Below are 19,712 nucleotides of genomic sequence, written 5' to 3' on the forward strand. Positions count from 1 at the left end.
CGGCCGCATTAGAGCCGGCCAGTCTTGGACCACATTCGACCGCGATTTCTCGATTAGATGCGCAGACCAGGGCTATATCGGCATGACCTGGCCGAAAATGTTTGGTGGCCACGACCGCAGCCCGGAGGAACGATATGTGGTCATCGAGGAGCTGCTCGCGGCCGGTGCGCCTCTTGGATCTCATTGGATTGCTGACAGGCAAAGTGGCCCGCAAATCCTACGCAACGGCACGGAACATCTGAAACATCTCGTCTTGCCACAAATCGCAGCAGGCCGCTGCACCATTGGCATCGGCATGAGCGAACCCGATTCAGGCTCGGACCTGTCGTCGATCCGCACAAGCGCCACGAAAGTGGACGGCGGGTGGGTTCTGGAGGGACGCAAGATCTGGACAACGAATGCACATCATGCCGATTACCTGATCGTCCTCTGCCGCACCTCTCCCAGATCGGAGGATCGGAATRCCGGACTTTCCCAGTTGGTCGTGCCCCTCGAAAACAAGGGCGTCACCGTCAGGCCCATCACCAACATGGCTGGAGTGGACGAATTCAACGAAGTCCTTTTCGAAAACTGTTTTGTGGATGAAGAGCATCTGCTCGGCGAACCGGGGCAAGGCTGGCGTCTTGTGATGGAGGAGCTTTCCTTCGAGCGAAGCGGCCCCGATCGCATCCTGTCCACGTTTCCCATGTTGTCGATGCTATCGTCCTATATCGCGCGCGACCCCGACCGCCACGCGACGATCGAACTCGGCCGTCTCGTCGGAAGGCTCCATTCCGTTCGATCGCTTTCGCTTGAAATCAACCAGGCCTTGGGCCGCCACGAAGATGTCGGCCAGAAGGCAACCATGRTGAAGGATATCGGCACCACCMTCGAGCAAGATATCGCCGAGGTTTCGCGCAGATTGATCGATCTCAGCCCTAGACAAGACGGCGACGACCTAACAACGACCTTAGCCTCGGCAATTCTGAATGCGCCCAGCTTTAGCCTACGCGGAGGGACTCGCGAAATCCTCAAGGGAATCGTCGCACGCCATTTGGGGTTGAGATGAACGACGTTTCAAGAATGCTGGCGCAGACCGCTAGCCGTATTCTGGCGCAATTCGGAAAACGCTGCCGGGAGCAACTGCAGAGCGCAGAACTTTTCGCCGAGGTGCACAAATCCGGTCTGAACTTGGCGCTGCTGCCCGAAGATGCGGGCGGCGCGGGTCTGACGATCGAGGAAGCGGCAGAAATTCTGCGTATATGGGGCCGCCACGCTGCGACTTTGCCGATGGTTGAAATGCTTGTTGCGGCTCCTGTAGCAGTGATGTTCGGCCACAATCCCGCGACCTCCAGCATCACTGCCCGCAGCGACATTATCCTGTCGAAGCACAAAGGCCAGGCGTGCCTTTCGGGGCGGCCGATCGAGGCCCCRCTCTCTCCAGGCTGCAGGCAGGTCTATGCACGGGCGACTGATTTGTCCGGCAATTGCTTCATCCTGTCGGTCTCGACGGCGAATGCTCAGACATTCGGTGATCTGGCGGGGRAACCTTGGGTTCGTCTTGCACCGGAGGATGCCCTTGATGTGAGGGCTCTGTCCGTTGGCCGCGCGCAGTATGAGAAAATCGCACGCAGCGGAGCCCTTTTAACGGCAGCCGCCATGACTGGSGCGATGGGTGAGATCCTGGAGTTGGCCATCGACCACGTGAATACGCGTTCACAGTTCGGGCGGCCGCTCGGCCGGTTCCAAGCTATACAACATCTTCTGTCCGATGTCGCGAGCGAGCTGGCCGTCACGGAAGCGGTGCTTGGCCAAGCCTTGCAAAATGTGCACGATCGACTGGGCTGGCTGTCGGCGAAGGCCCAAGCGGGTCGGGGAGCAACTATTGCCGCTTCTACCGGTCATCAGCTATTCGGCGCCATAGGCTTCACGGYGGAACACCTCCTTCACTGCTATACCAAGCGGCTGTGGGTCTGGCGCGACCATTGGGGTCGGCAGGACGATTGCGAGCGCACAATCGGCGAGATGGCAATGCGATCTGGCGAAGGGCGCTTGTGGAGTTTTTTGGTTGATGGTTCGCAAGGAGACGCACCACATGTCTGACCCCGAAGTCCAAATAGAGCGAGATGGGCCCCTGGCCGTTGTGACGTTGAATGACCCAGCAACACGGAACGCGCTGTCGTCACCTGTAATCAAGGCTTTGGTGGGGTTTCTGGAGTGTGCCAACCGTGACCCAGCGCTCGGCTGCATTGTCATAACTGGCGCGGGCGATGCGTTCAGCTCGGGCGGCAATGTCCGCGACATGCAGGACGGTGACGACCCCATGTTCCATGGTCCGCCATTCGACATGATGGAGGGCTATCGCAATGCCATCCAGAAGATTCCATTGGCGTTCGCCAAGCTGGATGTTCCGACGATCGCAGCCGTCAACGGAGCAGCCGTCGGTGCAGGGTGCGATCTCGCCTGCATGTGTGACATCCGCTTAGCCGCCCCCCAAGCACAGTTCGYCGAAAGCTATCTAAGGGTTGGCTTGGTACCTGGAGACGGCGGCGCCTGGTACCTTCCGCGCGTTATTGGCATGCCGCGCGCGCTTGAAATGTCGTTGACCTGCGACCTTATTGGTGCGGAGCAGGCAGAGCGGTGGGGCCTCGTTTCCCGCATCGTGCCAGAGGACAATTTATTGTCGGAATCTTTGAAGGTCGCGCGTAAAATCGCCTCGTTCCCTCCATTAAGTGCTCGACTGAACCGCCGCCTTATCCGCAACGCAGCCGAGATGAGTTTGCAATCATGTCTTGAGCTTTCTGCGTCCTATCAGGCGATCGTGCAACACACCTCGGATCACAGGGAAGCAATAAACGCACTGCTTCAGAAACGTCCTCCGCTCTTTTTAGGTCGGTGATGAGTACTATAGTGAATTTCTTGGCAGTGCATCGGCCTGCCTTCTAAGCGCATCAGAGGCCGAAAACGTCGGCGCTTGGCTTCACCGAAGTGYTGCCTTCTCTCAAACTTAAACCTCGGCCGGCTGGCAAAGTCTGCGCAGTCACTCCGAAAGAACTGGGTGCTCGGTTTGGCCGCGCAAGGGCTTGTGCGGTATCAAAGACAGAGCAGCCAACGCAAACGCAAGAATAAAGCCGTCTGCGACGAAGATCATGGTGAATGGCATTGGYGAGGTCTCGACGTGGACGAGCGTGCCCGCGGCAACTGGCAAGCCAGCGCCCATAGCAACCGCGCCGAGCACAGCCACGCCAAGCGCGGCTCCAAGCGAGCGCAGGAAGGTCAGCACTCCGGTGGCGACACCTAGATGTGCGCGGTCCACGGCATTCTGGACCGAGACGGTGCTCACTGGAAAGGTGGTTCCGCTACCGAGGCCGATCAGAGTGGTCAAGATTTCAACCTCAAGTATTGAGGCGCCTTCGGCCACGATGCTGAGGGCACCGAGGCAGGCGATGGCTAAGACCATGCCAGCCATGGCGATGCGCTTGTAATGCGTGAGGCGCGGGATCATGCGACCGCTGAAGGTGGCACCCGCGACCGTGCCGAGTAGCAATCCAAGCATAACAGTGCCGGATTCACTAACCGAGAGCCCAAGTATCGCCTGCAGGTAAATCGGCAGGTAGACCGATATGCCAATGCTAGCCGCCTGTAGCAGAAACATCGAAAGTGTACCAGCAAGCACAATCGGGTTGCTAAGCACCTCGAGTGAGATAAGCGGTTCGGGGGCTTTCACTAGCCTGGCCGCGAACAACGACCAAAGCAGCGCCGAGCAGGCCACGAGCGACAGGGTCTCGCGAGAGAACCAGGGGTAGGTGCTTCCACCCCAGTTGAGCGCCAACAACAGAAGCGCCGTCGCGCTGATCAACAGGAGGGCGCCGAGGCAGTCGATTCGGTGAGTCTTGGCCAGGATCGGGAGCTTCTTCAGAGGGTTGTTGATGATCGCCATCGCCGCGAAGCCGAGCGGCAGGTTGATCCAGAAGATCAGCGACCAATGGAGATGTTCCGCGAATGTCCCTCCGAGCACCGGCCCGGCAATGCTCGCGACTGCCCAGGTCACCGCTATCCAGGCCACGTATCGGGCTCTTTCACGCGGAGGCACGAGGTCACCGATGATAATTTGTGCAAGGGCCCATAGGCCCCCGCCTCCCGCGCCTTGGATCGACCGGCCAAGGACCAATACCAGCATGTTCGGTGCGAGCGCGCTGACCACAGACCCCAGCAAAAAGATCAATACCGCAGCATAAACCACGCGTCGGCGACCATAGACATCCGAAATCTTGCCGTAGAGCGGTGCCATCGCCGTGGCYGTGAGCAAGTAGCCGGTTACGATCCAGGGCAGGTATTCCGCATTGCCGAGCGCACGCGCGATAGTCGGCAAGGCAGGCGCGACGATCGTCTGGTCAAGCGCCGCCAGAAGCATCGACAAAAGCACGCCGCCAACGATGGCATTCTTGTCGCTCTCGCTCACAACCGGCGTGGCTGTTGTCCCCATCGACGTAGGCTTGTCGGCAGTCTGGTACATTTCGACATCCTTCAAAACGGGTGCCAAGCGTAAAAGCACGCCTTGATGCCGGCAGCCCGGCGCCACGCTTCGTGCCTCGTGTTCTCAAGCTCGTGTCGCTCGCAACAAAACGTCGGGCTGCCGGCCGGTTCCTTGTTCTCAGCGCGCCTGAAAGGTGGGTACGGGGCCTCCTCCCGGTGCGCGTCGATCGAACCCCTTGTGGTCTGTCGTCACGAATTGGCTAGAGATTTCTCTTTTATAGGGAATTGACCAATTAATCGCAATATGCGACTTTTTCAAAATCGCAATCGACCAATGGAGAATAGTTATGGCCCCACGCACGCCTCATCTAGCCACCGAGTCAGCCCTCGATGCGCTGTCGTCGCGTTACGTCGATGTCGAAGCACTTCCTTGGCAGCCGACCGAGTACCCCGGCGTCACAATGAAGATCTTGATGGAAGATAAGGAAAGCGGCCTGCTGACCGGGCTGTTCAAGTTCGAGSCCGGTGCCACGCTGCCGTACCACGAACATGTGGAGATTGAGCAGAGTTTTCTCCTTGAGGGCAGCGTAGCCGATCATGAAGGCAACCTCACCGCCGGCAACTACGTCTGGCGTCCGGGCGGAAATCGTCACAGGGTCGTCTCGCCCAACGGTGCGCTTGCCTTGTCTTTCTTTCTAAAGCCTAACCGATTTTTCAAAAACGATGGCGCCGTTTGAATTTATGCCAGCCTGTCGCTTGCCAGTGCCGTCGCCCTAGTTTGAGGCTTTCTGTGATGTGTAAAAAAGAAATGCCGAGTTTGCGGCCGATCGGAGTTTCGCTTCGATCGGAGGGCCGGCGATTCTTTCTGCAAAGTTCTGGCTGCCAAGTGAAGGTAAAATTCACTCAATTCGACAGAAGCGCGATATTGTAGTGAAAAACACTTAAGAAGGCGATTTTGCGCTGCAAATTTCTCGACGGGAAGCGTCCTGCAAAGGAGTTGCGAAGATGTCTTATCCAGAAAACGTGCTTTTGCACATTGATGGAAAGTGGAGGCCATCGGCGTCAGGCAAAACGATTCCTGTCATCAATCCCGCCAATGAAGGCATCTTAGGCCATGTAGCTCATGCCGACGTTGCCGATCTGGACCAGGCACTGGCTGCCGTTGGCAAGGGATTTGCCATTTGGAGCAAGACCGCAGCGTTCGATCGCTACAAGCTGATGCGCAATGCAGCCGATCTAGTGCGGCAGCGCGCGAATGAGATCGCCCGCATCATGACTGCAGAGCAAGGCAAGGCCTTGGTCGAAGCTCAAATGGAGACCCTATCGGCGGCGGACTTGATAGACTGGTTCGCCGAGGAAGGTCGGCGAACCTATGGCCGATCCATTCCTGCCCGCGCAGGGAATATCGGCCAGGTATCCTATAAGGAGCCGATTGGTCCCGTTGCAGCGTTCACCCCTTGGAACTTTCCAATCGGTCAGGTCGTGCGGAAGCTTTCCGCTGCTCTTGCCTCTGGTTGCTCCATCATCGTTAAGGCTGCCGAAGATACCCCTGGTTCACCGGCGGAGCTCATTCGCGCGTTCGTAGATGCTGGTATCCCGGCCGGGGTGATCAATCTTGTCTATGGAAATCCAGCGCAGATATCGGGTCATCTGGTGCCCCATCAGACTGTCAGAAAAATATCGTTTACCGGCTCGACTGCCGTAGGCAAGCAATTGGCCGCCCTTTGCGGACAGCACATGAAGCGCTCAACGATGGAACTCGGCGGCCATGCGCCGGTCATTGTGTTGAAGGACGCGCCGGTTCAACAAGCCGCGGAATTGATGGCCCGCTCCAAGTATCGCAACGCCGGTCAGGTGTGCGTGTCCCCAACTCGATTTCTCATTGAAGAGGATATCTATGATGAATTTGTCGATCGTTTTTCGTCAGTAGCAAAGACTATCAAGGTGGGGGACGGCCTTGTAGAAGGCACGGTCATGGGCCCCGTAGTCAACGAGCGGCGATTGCAATCCGTTAGCACGCTGGTGCAGGAAGCCGTTCAGAGCGGTGCTAAGCTTGTTACCGGCGGCAAGCGGATTGGCAATTCCGGATATTTTTACGAGCCGACAGTCCTCTCCAATGCGCCTGTATCGGCGCGGATCATGAACGACGAGCCGTTCGGGCCCGTTGCGCTGATGATGCCTGTCAGCGGGCTCGACGCGGCCTTGGACGAAGCAAACAGGCTGGACTACGGTTTGGGTGCTTTCGGCTTCACGCGGTCGGCCGAAAGTGCGGCTAAGATGTCTCGTAACATCCGTTCGGGCATGCTTTCCATCAATCATTTCGGGCTTGCACTGCCCGAAGTCCCGTTCGGCGGCATTAACGATTCGGGTTATGGGACAGAAGGGGGCGCCGACGCCCTTGAGGCCTACCTCAACACCAAGTTCGTTACCCACATGCAGATCGAATAAGCCTCGGACACATGTGGAGGAGAGAGAAAACAGCATGCCAAGAATGGAAGGAAAGGTCGCGTTCATAACCGGCGCCGGCAGTGGAATTGGCCGAGCGGCCGCCGTCCTGTTTGCCCAGGAGGGTGCCATGGTCGCCGTTGCCGACATCAACGCGCAGGGAGGTGCCGAGACCGTTCGCATGATTGAGAGGGCCGGGGGCGATGCACTGTTCTGCGAAACCGACGTCAGTAGCGAGCCCAGTGTGCAGCACGCAATCTCCACTGCGGTCGCGCATTTTGGTGGGCTCGACGTTCTTTACAACAATGCTGGCGGCTCAAGCCGAAACGACGGCTCTGTTGTTAGCGCAACAATCGATGAATTCTGGCGCGTCATGCGAGTTGACCTGTTCGGCACGTGGCTTTGTTGTCGGTTCGGTATCCCAGAAATTATCAAGCGTGGCGGTGGTTCCGTCGTGAACACAGTATCTCATGTAGCTCTTGTGGGTATGCGCAACATGAGCGCCTATTCAGCCGCGAAGGGTGGGATTGCAGCGCTGACTCGCGCCACCGCCGTTGAGTTCGGTGAACAGGGCGTGCGAGTGAATGCCATAGCGCCTTCGATAACAAGAACGGAGCGGGTTCTTAGGGCGCTAGRGGGCCAGCCGGCGGTTCAGTCCCTCGCTAGCCGGCATTTGGTCGGTCTCGGCGAGCCCCAGCATGTCGCCCACGCGGCGTTATATCTTGCGTCCGCCGAGTCAGGTGTGGTGACGGGTCACATCCTCTCGGTTGATAGCGGGGTTACGATCACCTGATCGCGCGTGACAGGGCCCTAAGCACTAAAGCCCGCTGCAGAGATGGTCGGCTCAGTGGACGAGAAGCAGATGCCCCTGCGATCGAAGAGAACAAGACCCCACCCTGAGGGCGGGAGGACGGAAGGCGGAAGGAGGGCAAAGGAAGCGCTTATACGATGGCCCTGTCGGCTTCGGACTTCAGTTCACATGATCCCATCTTCATGTCGACGGGAAGCGTGCAAGCCAGAATTGCGCGGCCGTGCCATGCTTCTAAATTGACGAAGCGGACCCGGGGTGGCGTTGCGCATTATTGATAACCCCGGCAGCAGCTCGGCGCGCCCGTCCCATCTCCATCCCAGCGTCCAGCAATCGGAGCCCGACGCCCATGACAAGCCATATCCAGACCATCATCGATCCTCCCGAAGACGGCCATTTCAGAAATGGCGTTGCCACCGACGGCTTAACCCCCAGTCCCACCACACTCTCCCTCCATGTCGCCATCAACGGCCGCGACCACGCGCTCGACGTCGAGCCGCGCGTGACGCTACTCGACGCGCTGCGCGAGCGACTTGCGTTGACCGGCACCAAGAAGGGCTGCGACCAGGGCCAGTGCGGCGCCTGCACCGTCCATGTCGACGGCGAGCGGGTGCTGGCCTGCCTGACGCTGGCAGCGCAGGTTGAAGGCCGCTCGATCACCACCATCGAGGGGCTCGCCGACGCGGACGGCACGCTCAACGCCGTGCAGGCCGCCTTCCTCGAGCAGGACGCCTTCCAGTGCGGCTATTGCACGCCGGGCCAGATCATGTCGGCGGTGGCCTGCATCCGCGAGGGCCATGCCGGCTCCGACGAGGAAATCCGCGAATACATRGCCGGCAATCTCTGCCGCTGCGGCGCCTATCCGAACATTGTCGCCGCCGTCCGCCAGGCCGCACGGGAGCTGCGCTGATGAGAGATTTTTCCTACCTCCGCGCCGACAATATCGAGGCTGCGCGCAACGCGGCCGCCCTTCCCGGTGCCATGCTGCTCGCCGGCGGCACGACGCTCATCGACCTCGCCAAATGTGGCGTCGTGGAACCCGCCACCGTCATCGACATCAGCCATATCGAAGGGCTCAACGCTATAGACGTCACCGCCGACCGCGCTTTGATCGGCGCGCTGGCGAAGATGAGCCACGTCGCCGACCATGCCGAAGTGAAGAGCTTGTTTCCGGCGGTCTCGGAAGCGCTTTGGCAGGCGGCGTCGGCGCAATTGCGCAACATGGCGACGATCGGCGGCAACCTGATGCAGCGCACGCGCTGTCCCTACTTCCGCGATCCCGCCAATTTCCCGGCCTGCAACAAGCGTGAGCCGGGCAGCGGCTGCTCGGCGATCGGCGGCGTGACGCGCGGCCATGCGGTGCTCGGCGTGAGCGAAGCGTGTATCGCCACCTATCCGGGGGATCTCGCCGTAGCGCTGGTCGCCTTCGACGCCGAGGTCGATCTCGGCGAGCGGCGGCTCAAGGTCGAGGACTTCTTCCTCGCGCCGGGCGCGACGGCCGAGCAGGAGCACGACATCCGCCCGGGCGAGGTGATCACGGCGATCGAAATCCCCGGTTCAGCGGTGGCAAGGCGCTCGACCTACATCAAGGTGCGCGACCGCCAGTCCTATGAGTTCGCGGCCGCCAGCGCGGCGGTCGGACTGGAACTCGAAGGCGACGGCCGCACCATCCGCGACATCCGCGTCGCGCTCGGCGGCGTCGCCACCAAGCCGTGGCGGGCGCGCGCCGTCGAGGACGCGCTGAAAGGCAAAGCGCTCGACGAAGCGACGATCCGCGAGGCGAGCGAGCTCGCCATGCAGGGCGCCGTCGACCATGGCGCCAACCACTACAAGATCGCATTGGCGCCGCGCGTGATCGCGCGCGCCATCCTCATATTGGGAGAGACGGCATGACCGTTCATGACGTGAAACACGCCGCGTCCGACAGCGCGCGCCTCGAAGCCGTCGGCGGACGCCTGTCGCGCGTCGACGGCCCAGCCAAGATCACCGGCGCCGCCCGCTACGCCGTCGAGCAGCAGCTTGAAGGGCTGGCTCATGCGGTGCTCGTCGACTCCACCATCGCTGCGGGCAGGGTCGTGTCGATCGAGACGCAGGCGGCAAAGGCTGCGCGTGGTGTTATTGCGGTGCTGACGCCGGATACGATCATGAAGCTGTCAGTCGCGTCGGATTGGTTCGGGAACCCGCTTGCTCCCCAACGAACTTTCTGCCCGCTTGCGCGCGAGGTGACATATTGCGGCCAGCACATCGCTGTTGTGATCGCTGAGACCTTCGAGCAGGCGGTCTCCGCCGCGGCTTTGGTCATGGCGGACTACGACCAGGCCCCGGCTCTAGTCGAGCTAGGGGACGGAACGGCTGGTGAAATTATATCGATCGAGGGCATGACTAAGGAATGGGGCAACGCGCAGGCTGCGCTTGCTGAAGCCCCAGTGCATCTCAGTGYCGTGTACAATACGCAACGATCAGCTCACGCAGCAATCGAACCGCATGGGTTGATTGCGCGCTGGGAAGGCGACCGGCTCACCATCTGGGAGCCCAGCCAATGGTTGGACGGCATGGCGCGCACCTATGCCGAGTGGTTTGGCATACCATTCGAGAATGTGCGGCTCGTCTMGCCGTATATCGGCGGTGGCTTTGGCTCCAAGGCGCTGGCGCTCGCCCACAGCGCGGTGGCGGCTGCAGCGGCCAAGATGCTTGGACGGCCGGTCAAGCTGATGCTTACCCGCTCGCAGAATTTTACTTCTTATGGTGGCCGCGCCACTACCCGTCAAACGATTGACCTCGGCGCCGACAAGGCTGGCAGGATTCAGTCCATCATTCACCGTGGCGTCAGCGAGGTTTCTCTCGAAGGCATGTGGGTGGAAGCAGTCGGCTCCATCACCTCGATCATRTATGACACGCCCAATTTCTCCTCGAGGCAGGATGTGGTGCGGCTCAACACCGTGTTGCCGAACCCGAAGCGCGCCCCAGGTGAGAACCCCAGCGCGTTCGGCATCGAATGCGCGATCGACGAGCTCGCCTATGAGCTGGGCCTGGATCCGCTGGAGATCAGGCTGATCAATTATGCCGAGCAGGACCCGCATGCGAAGAAGGCGTGGTCGACAAGGCAATTGCGCGAGGCGTTTGCCGTCGGCGCCGAAGCCTTCGGCTGGGCAAAACGTTCGCCCGCGCCACGCTCTATGCGCGCAGGCCACCAGCTGATCGGGTGGGGCGTGGCAGCGGKTGCCTATCCCGTACAGCGGGCTCACGGCGAGGCTGTGGTGAAGGTCATGTTCGACGGCTCGGTCGAGGTCGAAAGCTCCTCCATCGACATGGGCCAGGGCACCTATACGATTCTGGCGCAGACCGCCGCCGAGACGCTCGGCGTTCCGGTGARCCAAGTCTCGGTAAAGCTCGGCGACTCGCATTTCGCCCGCGCCGGCGTCACCGGTGGCTCGCGGCTTGCCGGGATCATGACCGGCGCCGTCCATAAGGCCGCAAGCCAAGCGCTGGATGAGTTGATCGGGCTCGCGCTCTCCGATCCGCGCTCACCCTTCCATCGACTGCAGGCGAACACGCTTGCGGTGAAGGACGGCCGCRTCGGCTCTCCGCGCGGCGACGGGCCGGAGCTATCGATCGCCGAGCTGATGTCGGCCGTTGGCCGCGATCAAATCAGAGCCAAGGGTGACACAATGCCAGTTAACTCGACGCTCGAAGAACGCTACACGAACTACACCACAATCGCCATGTCTTTCCCACCGACTGAAGGCGACTATTCGCGTCATTCCTGGTGCGTGCATTTCGTCGAGGTGCGGGTGGATGAAGACTTCGGCACGGTGCGCGTGTCGCGCGTGGTCTCGGCGCTGGATTCCGGGCGGCTCTACAACCCCAAGCTGGCGGAAAGCCAGTGGAAGGGCGGCATCATCATGGGCATCGGCGAGGCGCTGCTCGAGGAAGGTATCGTCGACCGCCGCCACGGCCGCATCGTCAACTCCAATTTCGCCGACTACATGCTGCCGACCAATGCCGACATTCCCGACATCCAGACGATCTCGGTCGGCATCCCCGACCCGCACTCCTCCGCCCTCGGCGGCAAGGGCGTCGGCGAGCTCGGCATCGTCGGGGTGGCGCCCGCGATCGCCAACGCAGTGTTTCATGCGACGGGGAAGCGGGTACGGGATCTGCCGATCACGCTGGAGAAGTTGATCTAGAGAGACGGCGCGGAAGCTCGAGAGCGAGGATGCGAATGACCATCGGAGGCATGACAACACGGGAAAAGCCTGGATCGGCAAGGBGGGTATCGTCCTCGACGGTGCCCTGGATTGGGAGGATCAACGCATCTATTCCGGCGCTGGCGGACCAATTAAACGAAATCCGTGCCAATCAGGATGCCCGGCGCAAAGACCTGAAGGGGAGCTACGACTATATCATCTGTGGCACAGGTTGTGYCGGTTCGGCAGTTGCGGGGCGCCTCGCCGCAGTAAAGAAATCAGCGCGCATACTCGTTCTCGAAGCCGGAGGTTGGGATACGGCAGCTTCGGTGCTGGACCCCAACTTGTGGGTTCAAAATATCGGAAACGATTTGGATTGGAACGTATTCTCCGAGCCTTCGCCCTCCATGAATGGCCGAATTATTAGAGAGTCTATGGGCCGTGTTGTCGGCGGGGGCAGCAGCACGAACGCATTGACATGGTCACGTCCRTTCAAGGCAAACCTGGATGAATGGGCTGAAATCTCCGGTGAGCCTTTGTGGGGATATGAGCACGCGCTGGAAATTTTCAGAGATCTAGAAGACTGGCATGGACCAGCCGACGCGCGCTATCGCGGCACGGGGGGGCCGGTTTGGGTCCAGCCCGCCGCTGGCCATTCAGCAGTTGGAACGGCCCTGCTAGAGGCGGCAAAGGAATGCGGTCACCGCGTATTGTCCGATCAGAACGGTGCCCGTGAGGAGATGGATGGCGGGTTCGCTTACATGAATCACATTGTGCGCGACGGCCTACGCCATAGTATGGCTTACGCATACCTCTACGATGTCTTGGGGCAGGAAAACATCACGGTGCTGCCCAACTCCCATGTGCACCGCGTCCTCTTGGATGGAGATCGGGCCGTTGCTGTCGAGGTCGACCTTGGAGACCGCATCGTCRTATTTTGCGCCGACCGCGAGATCGTCTTGTGCGCAGGTGGAATGAATAGTGCCAAGATCTTGATGTTGAGTGGCATCGGGAACGAAAAGGACCTCAAGCCGCACGGCATCAAGACGCTGGTGAATTCACCTGATGTGGGCGCCAACTACCACAATCACACCTTACATGCGGCGTGTCTGTGGGAATCGCCGCAGYCAATCCCATTGCTGAATACCGGAGCGAACGTCGCTGGCTTCTGGAAGAGCAAAGCGTCACTTTCCGCCCCCGATTTCAATATCGTTCAGCTTGAATTTCCCTATGCCACGGAAGAAATCATCGCACGATATGCACCGCCGACTACGGCCTGGGCCTTGTGCRCTGGGCTCGTTGCGCCGAAAAGCCGTGGCTTCTTGAAGCTGAGATCCGCAAATCCCGCCGACAATCCAATCCTGGATGCAAGGCTACTTACTCATCCAGACGATATGGCCGCCTTGGCCGCCGCTATTGAAGCCTGCCGCGAGCTTGGAAATTCGCAAGCCATCAGGCCCTTTGCCATCCGCGAGGTAGCCCCAGGCAAGAAGCTCGACAAGGAAGAAATGGCCGATTTCATCCGCGACGGCGCGTCGAGCTTCTTCCACTCGGTTGGCACTTGTCGCATGGGCAAGGACGAGGATGCGGTCGTCGACGGACAACTGCGGGTGAAGGGCGTAAGAGGCTTGCGGGTCGCCGATGGTTCGATCATGCCGCATATCGTCAGCTCCGCCACGATGGCCGCTTGCGTTCTAATCGGCGAACGAATGGCAGAAATACTCCACAAAGAAAGCTGAAACCGCAAATCGCCGGAAAAGCCTCCCAAGGCAACTTGGCTGCCGTCAAATCCAGTTTGCCGGCAGCCACTCTTTTGTTAAAGAYCTTTCGCCTCGAGCACGATGGCCCGGCCACACGCGGTAGCTCTGGATGGGTTGGATGAACTCGCTAAAAGCTTCAAGCTAACAGCCCGCTTCGCTACGCTCGGCCGAGATCACTGTGGCCAATAGGATGCGCGAGCCGGTAGGGGTGGTGCAYGACGTCCCCGGGATTAAACCCGTTCTGGCCGGGCGACGTAATCGCCACGTTCACATGCCCGGGAGTGGYCCTCGGGCGACATGACCGGTCCGTCTCAATGAAGTCGACCGATCCCCGCTCGACGGGACGCCAGATTCACCGACAGGGTCCTCGATGATAAACCTTTTCGACGCTAGTTCACGCGGTGAGGAGGAAGTGACGCTTCGCCTGGAATACGGGCATTGCCCGAAAACCGAAGCCGGATCGCCGACCGGCGGAGCCTCGCACCGTCCCTACGCCAGTATGAACTGGATCAGGTTCAAGGTCACTGCGCGCAATTGGCAGTATCTCAGCCCCTTGCCGGGACTCCCCTGGTGAGTAGCTTAGGTTGGACGATGCTGGGTGTGTGTCAACTGCGACATGCCAAACGCGTATCGATAGGAATGATCGCGCCGAGCTGGCGACAAACGCTGCCCGTTTGAGGCATGGCAGACCCYCGCAGTTGGAGCTAACCTGCCTGAGCGAGCTTCACTCAACCACTAACGCCAAGGATGYCTGGCTTTTGGACGATAATCTTTGCGTGTCGGCCACCTCGTCACGACCAAGGTGAGCTGACGATCGGGATCGGAAATGGCGACTATGGACGGCTGCTTACTTTCCCCTGCATTGCGCTCACGTTCGCAGCTGGGCTTTAAACCTGAACTTCTATTCCTCGCGGAACGCGCGACCCACCTGGTCGGCGAGCGGTTTCACAAGATAGGAAAGTACTGTGCGGCTTGCGGTCTGGATCATCGCTTCGGCCGGCATGCCGGGCACGAGCGTTAAGTCCTTTAGCTTCGTCAGCTCCGCATGAGGAACCGACACGCGCACCAAGTAATAGGAAACCCCTGTTTTTTCGTCGGTTGCCAAATCGGCCGCGATCAGGCTCACATATCCGGTCAGTTCCGGCGTGGTCCGCAGGTTGAAGGCCGACATCCGCAGCATAGCCTTGTGACCAAGCTGGATCTGGTCGATATCCCTCGGTTGAATTCGCGCTTCCAGCGCGAGCTCGTCGCCTTCGGGCACAATTAGCATGATTGGATCTGCAGGTGCGACCACACCGCCAATCGTATGGACTGTGAGTTGATAAACGACCCCTGACTGTGGCGCGACAATATCGCTTCGTCTGAGTTCGTCCTCGGCTGCTACCTTGCGTGCAAGGTTTTCTCCCAGCTGCGCTTGAACTTCGGTTAACTCCCGGCCAACCTCTGCCTTGAGATCATGGTCGATTTGCACGATCTGCAGGCGCGTTTCGGCTATTTGGCCCGCCGTTTGTGCCTGATAAGCGATCTTCTCACCGCGTTCGCCGCCGAACGTGGCAAGCTGAGTTTTCAGGCTGTTCAAGCGTTGGTCCGACACGATGCGTTGTTCGCGCAGCCCACTCAAAGCAGCAATTTCCTTTTCCAGAATGTCGATGCCCCTGTTATAGGCAATTTCTTGCGCCTTAAGGCCTTCGATCTCGTACGCATACTGAGCAATACGCTCCGCCAGTTGAGCTTTTTTTGCTTCACGGGACTGTCTGCGGGACTCGAACAACCGCTTCTCACTGTGGATTGCCGAGGYCGCCTCCGCAACCTCTCTGCGGGCCAGCAGCCAGTCTGGGAAGACAATCTCCGTCAACTCATCGCGCTCAGCTTCGAGTCGAGCTAGTCTGGCCGCCAGCTCATCAAGGCGGTTCGTGACAATAGCGAGGTTGGTGCGCGCGCGAGTGGGGTCTAATTGCACGAGAACCTGTCCGGCATTTACCTTTTCGCCCTCGTGCACCAGGATTTTTTCCACCACCCCACCTGTTGGATGCTGTACCTTCTTCACATAAGAACCGACGACAAAGTGGCCGGACGCRATAACCGCACCGGAGAGATTTGTGACGGCCGCCCAGGCTCCGGCCCCTCCAACAAGACCTGCGCTCGCCAGAACGCCTGCCAATAGGTGGTRCCGAATGGATCGGGAAACCTCATTGGTTTTATCGATGTTGGACATCGGACCCTCCCTCTGGACCGCCGCTTCGCTTTGCCCCATGTAAGTCCTTGTTTTGCAAATCCTTGCAAAGCCACATTCCAAAAGCCCATCCCAGCCTATATCTGTCCTAGACTGGTGCCCTCGGCCGCCGCTTCAAAACCGCGGCAAGCACTTGGTCGCGTGGACCCAAGGCTCTCTGTTGGCCCCCTTCCATCATTAAAACCTGATCCACGGCCTCAATGGCGCTCGGGCGATGAGCGACGACGACGGCAATCCCCCTACGTGCGCGCACCGAGGCGATCGCCTTAATGACGGCGGCTTCGCCCTCCGCATCAAGATTTGCGTTGGGTTCATCAAGAACAACAAGGAAAGGATCGCGGTAGAGAGCACGGGCGAGCCYGATGCGTTGGCGTTGTCCAGCGGAAAGTGAGGCGCCGGCCACACCGATTGGTGTTTCATAGCCCCGTTCCAATCCCAGGATCAGTTCGTGGGTACCCGCGGCCTTTGCTGCGGTTATCACTGCGTCGGGATCAGGATCATGCTCAAAACGAGCGATGTTTTCAGCAACGGTCCCGTTGAACAGTTCGACTCCTTGAGGAAGATAGCCGATATGACGGCCCAACTCTTCCCGGTCCCATTGATCGTAGCTTGCGCCGTCAATGCGAACCTTTCCGGCAGCGGCACTCCATGCGCCGACAATGACGCGCGAGAGCATCGACTTGCCCGAACCGGACGGGCCAATAATGCCGAGTGCGCTTCCGGCCTGAAGTGTGAATTCAATGCCGGTCACGCTCGGCTTCATTTTACCTGGCGCAACTATTGTCACACCCTCAAGGCGCAATTCGCGCACCGGTGCGGGTAGCGGCATTACCGGAGCGGCTTGCAGGCCTTCTTTCAGAAGGTCTCTCAGCCGCGCCCAGCTCTGAAGGGCCATCACGAATGGCTTCCAGCTTGAGATTGYCAGATCGACGGGCGCGAGCGCGCGTCCCATCATGATCGAACTTGCAATGATAACCCCAGCATTAACTTCGTGCATGATGACGAGGCATGCGCCGACTGCAAGAATGGCCGATTGCAGCATCATCCGTAGTGACTTCGAAACGCCTCCGAGCCCACTGGCCACGTCACCGGCTTTCCGGTTAGCGACGAGGTACTCATCGTTAGCCTTGCGCCATCGGATCGCGATCCGATTTCGCWGACCGAGAGCTTGTACGACCTCGGCATTGCGGCGCRCTGCTTCTAACAGAGCGTTCCGGACTATGTTGTGCGTGATCGCTTCGCGGATCGGCCGATGCGACAAAGCATGGGTAAGAAGCGTCAGAGATATGAGCAGGACCGCCCCGACAAACGCGGTCATGCCGAGCCAGAAATGGAAAAAAAAGCAAATGCCAAAGTACAGTGGCATCCATGGCAGATCCAAGAATGCCATGGGACCATTTCCAGCGAGGAACCCGCGAATATTGTCGAGATCACGAAGCGGCTGCAATCCGTCGCCTGGCATGGGCATCAACAGCGGAAGACGAACGATGACATCGTGAACGCGTCCGGAGAACTGGCCATCGAACTRCTCGCCGATCCGCAGCAAAACGCGGGCACGCAGGATGTCGAGCAGCGCTTGGAACGCATAAAGCCCCGCAGCGAGGACCGCGAGACCAACCAGTGTGGGAACGCTTCCGCTTRCCAAAACACGGTCATAGACCTGCAACATGAACAACGGCGATGTTAGTGAAAGTATATTTACAATTCCACTGAGAAAAAAAATCCCAACAATTGTAGAGATCGAAAGGAAAGGCCTCACATAGGTTGCCTATATTTGGGAAAACTTTCAGCAATGAAGCGAAAGGTCTCGGATGTTGGCATCGGCATGAGTAAAGCAACGCTAAGACACGGACAGAGACGCTCCAGATTAGCCCACAACATCCGCAGACCTGCCAGTCTTAACTGCAGATGACTACCGTTGCTGTCGGACAGGGCGACGACCTCCCGCTCGATGTCATCAAGCGAGAAGAGGTTGATTTGTTAAGGACGCACAGGCTCCTGCACATTCACAACACCGCGGYTGCTCGTTGCGCCACGAGCAGAAGGCCGAATAGCAGAACGATCTTTCCACAGGGATGACGAGCATGTTTTTCCGTGCGGATTTGCCGGATCAGACAAAGGCGAAGTCCTCGGCACTCAGGTGCAGCCCGCCGAGATCGGCCGGACTGTGGGGACCGATCAACTGACCGAATTCGTCCACCTTGTTTTCAGCTGTAACAAAGCCCAGATGAACCGTGCGTGTGGTGTCGTTGAAGTACGCGATGATATCGCCGGCGTGCTCGCCGGAAATTGCATTCGCAGCTCCGCCGCCATCGGTAAAACTTCTGTCGGTAATCACCACGACGTGCTCGCCATTCGCGCCCGAGGCAGCGCCGGCATAAAACATGTCCACCGGATGACCAGGTCGCGAGCTGGTGTGACTGACGAAATTTGCTCCTAGGCCGTCCGCGTAATACCCTTTCGCATCGAACGCCAGGGTATCTTGACCCGGGTCGAAATCCACTATGGCTGCGTAGGTTTCGGACGCGCCCTCCACGACCGCCCCGGGGGTCGGGTTGTGGGACTGAAACACGAAAGTGTCGCTACCCTCGCCTCCAAACAGGAGATCTCCGCCATTGCCTGCGAAAAGGACGTCGTCGCCGGGACCGCCGTAGAGCTTGTCATTATCCTGACCGGCCGGACTTGGTCGGTTGGGGCCATCGTCGCCGTAAAGGTAATCGTTGCCSTCTTCGCCGAAGACGCTGTCATTGCCCAGGCCGCCGAAGGCTCGATCGTTGCCCTCTCCGGCCGAGATGAAGTCGTTGCCACCGCCGCCGTCGAGCCAGTCATTGCCGGTGGGATCTATTACAAGATCGTCGCCGCCACCGCCCATGGCATTGTTGTCGCTCGGACCACCGTTAATGACCATGCCGACACTCCTTGTGAATGAAGCCCATCGCCCTTACGTGGATTGACGAGCCACCAMAAATGGATTGTCTTTATGGCTACCATCCATAAAATGGATGTCAGAGGGTCGCTGCAAGGTCGCCGCGTCGCCGGCCGTGCCGGTCCGATCTTTGACCTGCCACGTTCCTAGTATCCGCTTGGGTCACCAGAGCGCCTCATGGTGATCGGACATGGGGTCATTGCGCGACGAGATTGTTTGCGGCCTCCAATCTGCCGATTGCGCGACTGTGCCGGTAACCCGCTGTAGCCGTCGGTGATGTGCTGATGGGCCAAGCGGCTGCACCCGTTCGCCGTCGACAATGTTGATCGGGTGCACGGAACTTGCTCAAGCTTGGTGGCGCGTTGTAAAAATGATTGTTTGGATGCGAACCATTCAGGTTGTGGATTCGAATGCGGTTTAAGGGCCTGGATCTGAATCTTCTTGTCGCGTTCGATGCGCTAATGACCGAGCGCAACCTTACCGCTGCGGCGCGAAGCATCAATCTCAGTCAGCCAGCCATGAGCGCCGCAATGGCTCGTCTTCGCGGCTATTTTCAAGATGAACTTTTTACGATGAGCGGCCGCAAGCTTCTAGCTAYGCCGCGAGCCGAAATGCTTGCCCCCGCGGTCCGCGGCATTCTTTTGCAGCTCCAGATTTCTGTTTTGTGCCAGAGCGCGTTCGATCCCACCCAGTCGGACCGCCGTTTCAGGGTCATGGTTTCCGACTTCATGACGCTCGTGTTCTTTCGAAAGGTCGTGGAGCGCGTTGCACGAGATGCTCCTTCTGTTGCCTTTGATTTGGTCAGTCCTGCCGATGCTGGCGAGGAGGCACTTCGGCGCGGCGATCTGGATTTTCTCATTCTTCCTGATGCTTTTCTTTCGAACGCACATCCTAAGGC

General features: G+C 59.3%; 15 protein-coding genes and 1 riboswitch. Of the genes, 11 read left to right on the top strand and 4 right to left on the bottom strand.

The window, feature by feature from the left end:
* From ORS3428_RS28455 to ORS3428_RS28465, 3 genes are all read left to right on the top strand, one after another.
* On the top strand, positions 1 to 1,048 hold a 1,048-nt coding region (locus tag ORS3428_RS28455; RefSeq protein ID WP_083355329.1), incomplete at its 5' end, for an acyl-CoA dehydrogenase family protein.
* Entirely contained in the window at positions 1,045 to 2,082 is a 1,038-nt protein-coding gene (locus ORS3428_RS28460; protein ID WP_071101609.1) for an acyl-CoA dehydrogenase, read from the top strand. The genes ORS3428_RS28455 and ORS3428_RS28460, both read left to right, overlap by 4 nt.
* A complete protein-coding gene (locus ORS3428_RS28465) occupies positions 2,075 to 2,878 on the top strand; it encodes an enoyl-CoA hydratase-related protein (RefSeq protein WP_071101618.1) in 804 nt (267 codons plus the stop codon). The genes ORS3428_RS28460 and ORS3428_RS28465 overlap by 8 nt, the downstream gene beginning before the upstream one ends.
* A 141-nt stretch (positions 2,879 to 3,019) precedes the next feature.
* Here ORS3428_RS28465 and ORS3428_RS28470 read toward each other — a convergent pair whose 3' ends face one another.
* Complete coding sequence (locus ORS3428_RS28470; RefSeq protein WP_083355330.1) at positions 3,020 to 4,495, bottom strand: MDR family MFS transporter; 1,476 nt, start codon at positions 4,493 to 4,495, stop codon at positions 3,020 to 3,022.
* A 307-nt stretch (positions 4,496 to 4,802) separates the two neighbouring features.
* Here ORS3428_RS28470 and ORS3428_RS28475 point away from each other — a divergent pair, with 307 nt between their 5' ends.
* The 7 genes from ORS3428_RS28475 (at position 4,803) to ORS3428_RS28505 (ending at position 13,634) form a co-directional block, all read left to right on the top strand.
* Entirely contained in the window at positions 4,803 to 5,192 is a 390-nt protein-coding gene (locus ORS3428_RS28475) for a cupin domain-containing protein (RefSeq protein WP_071101610.1), read from the top strand.
* A gap of 268 nt (positions 5,193 to 5,460) precedes the next feature.
* Positions 5,461 to 6,903, top strand: a complete 1,443-nt coding sequence (locus ORS3428_RS28480) for an NAD-dependent succinate-semialdehyde dehydrogenase (RefSeq protein WP_071101611.1) — start codon at positions 5,461 to 5,463, stop codon at positions 6,901 to 6,903.
* Between the two features lie 43 nt (positions 6,904 to 6,946).
* Positions 6,947 to 7,693 carry an SDR family NAD(P)-dependent oxidoreductase gene (locus ORS3428_RS28485; RefSeq protein WP_244508134.1) on the top strand — a complete coding sequence of 249 codons (747 nt, stop codon included), beginning with the start codon at positions 6,947 to 6,949 and terminating at the stop codon, positions 7,691 to 7,693.
* A gap of 478 nt (positions 7,694 to 8,171) precedes the next feature.
* Complete coding sequence (locus ORS3428_RS28490) at positions 8,172 to 8,618, top strand: (2Fe-2S)-binding protein (RefSeq protein WP_071101621.1); 447 nt, start codon at positions 8,172 to 8,174, stop codon at positions 8,616 to 8,618.
* The gene (locus ORS3428_RS28495) at positions 8,618 to 9,601 is read left to right on the top strand and encodes an FAD binding domain-containing protein (protein ID WP_071101612.1); all 984 of its coding nucleotides are present in this window, start codon (positions 8,618 to 8,620) and stop codon (positions 9,599 to 9,601) included. The genes ORS3428_RS28490 and ORS3428_RS28495 overlap by 1 nt, the downstream gene beginning before the upstream one ends.
* Positions 9,598 to 11,895, top strand: coding sequence for a xanthine dehydrogenase family protein molybdopterin-binding subunit (locus ORS3428_RS28500; protein ID WP_071101613.1), 2,298 nt, complete (start codon positions 9,598 to 9,600; stop codon positions 11,893 to 11,895). Before ORS3428_RS28495 ends, ORS3428_RS28500 begins: the two co-directional genes overlap by 4 nt.
* Before the next feature lie 35 nt (positions 11,896 to 11,930).
* On the top strand, positions 11,931 to 13,634 hold the full coding sequence (locus ORS3428_RS28505) for a GMC family oxidoreductase (protein WP_172833741.1): 1,704 nt from the start codon (positions 11,931 to 11,933) through the stop codon (positions 13,632 to 13,634).
* 489 nt (positions 13,635 to 14,123) lie between these two features.
* Positions 14,124 to 14,234: riboswitch (TPP riboswitch) on the bottom strand.
* Positions 14,235 to 14,556: 322 nt separating this feature from the next.
* Here the strand turns inward: ORS3428_RS28505 and ORS3428_RS28510 are convergent.
* The 3 genes from ORS3428_RS28510 to ORS3428_RS28520 form a co-directional block, all read right to left on the bottom strand.
* Entirely contained in the window at positions 14,557 to 15,870 is a 1,314-nt protein-coding gene (locus tag ORS3428_RS28510; protein WP_071101622.1) for an HlyD family type I secretion periplasmic adaptor subunit, read from the bottom strand.
* Positions 15,871 to 15,976: 106 nt separating this feature from the next.
* Positions 15,977 to 17,647: a type I secretion system permease/ATPase gene (locus ORS3428_RS28515; RefSeq protein WP_071101615.1), complete on the bottom strand. Its 1,671-nt coding sequence runs from the start codon at positions 17,645 to 17,647 to the stop codon at positions 15,977 to 15,979.
* 351 nt (positions 17,648 to 17,998) lie between these two features.
* Positions 17,999 to 18,796: a calcium-binding protein gene (locus ORS3428_RS28520; RefSeq protein ID WP_071101616.1), complete on the bottom strand. Its 798-nt coding sequence runs from the start codon at positions 18,794 to 18,796 to the stop codon at positions 17,999 to 18,001.
* Positions 18,797 to 19,224: 428 nt separating this feature from the next.
* Between ORS3428_RS28520 and ORS3428_RS28525 the strand changes: the two genes are divergently transcribed.
* The coding region (locus tag ORS3428_RS28525; RefSeq protein WP_122984393.1) for a LysR family transcriptional regulator at positions 19,225 to 19,712 on the top strand (488 nt) is incomplete at its 3' end.

Origin of the sequence: Mesorhizobium sp. ORS 3428, assembly GCF_001854785.1 — a bacterium.
Lineage (GTDB): Bacteria > Pseudomonadota > Alphaproteobacteria > Rhizobiales > Rhizobiaceae > Mesorhizobium.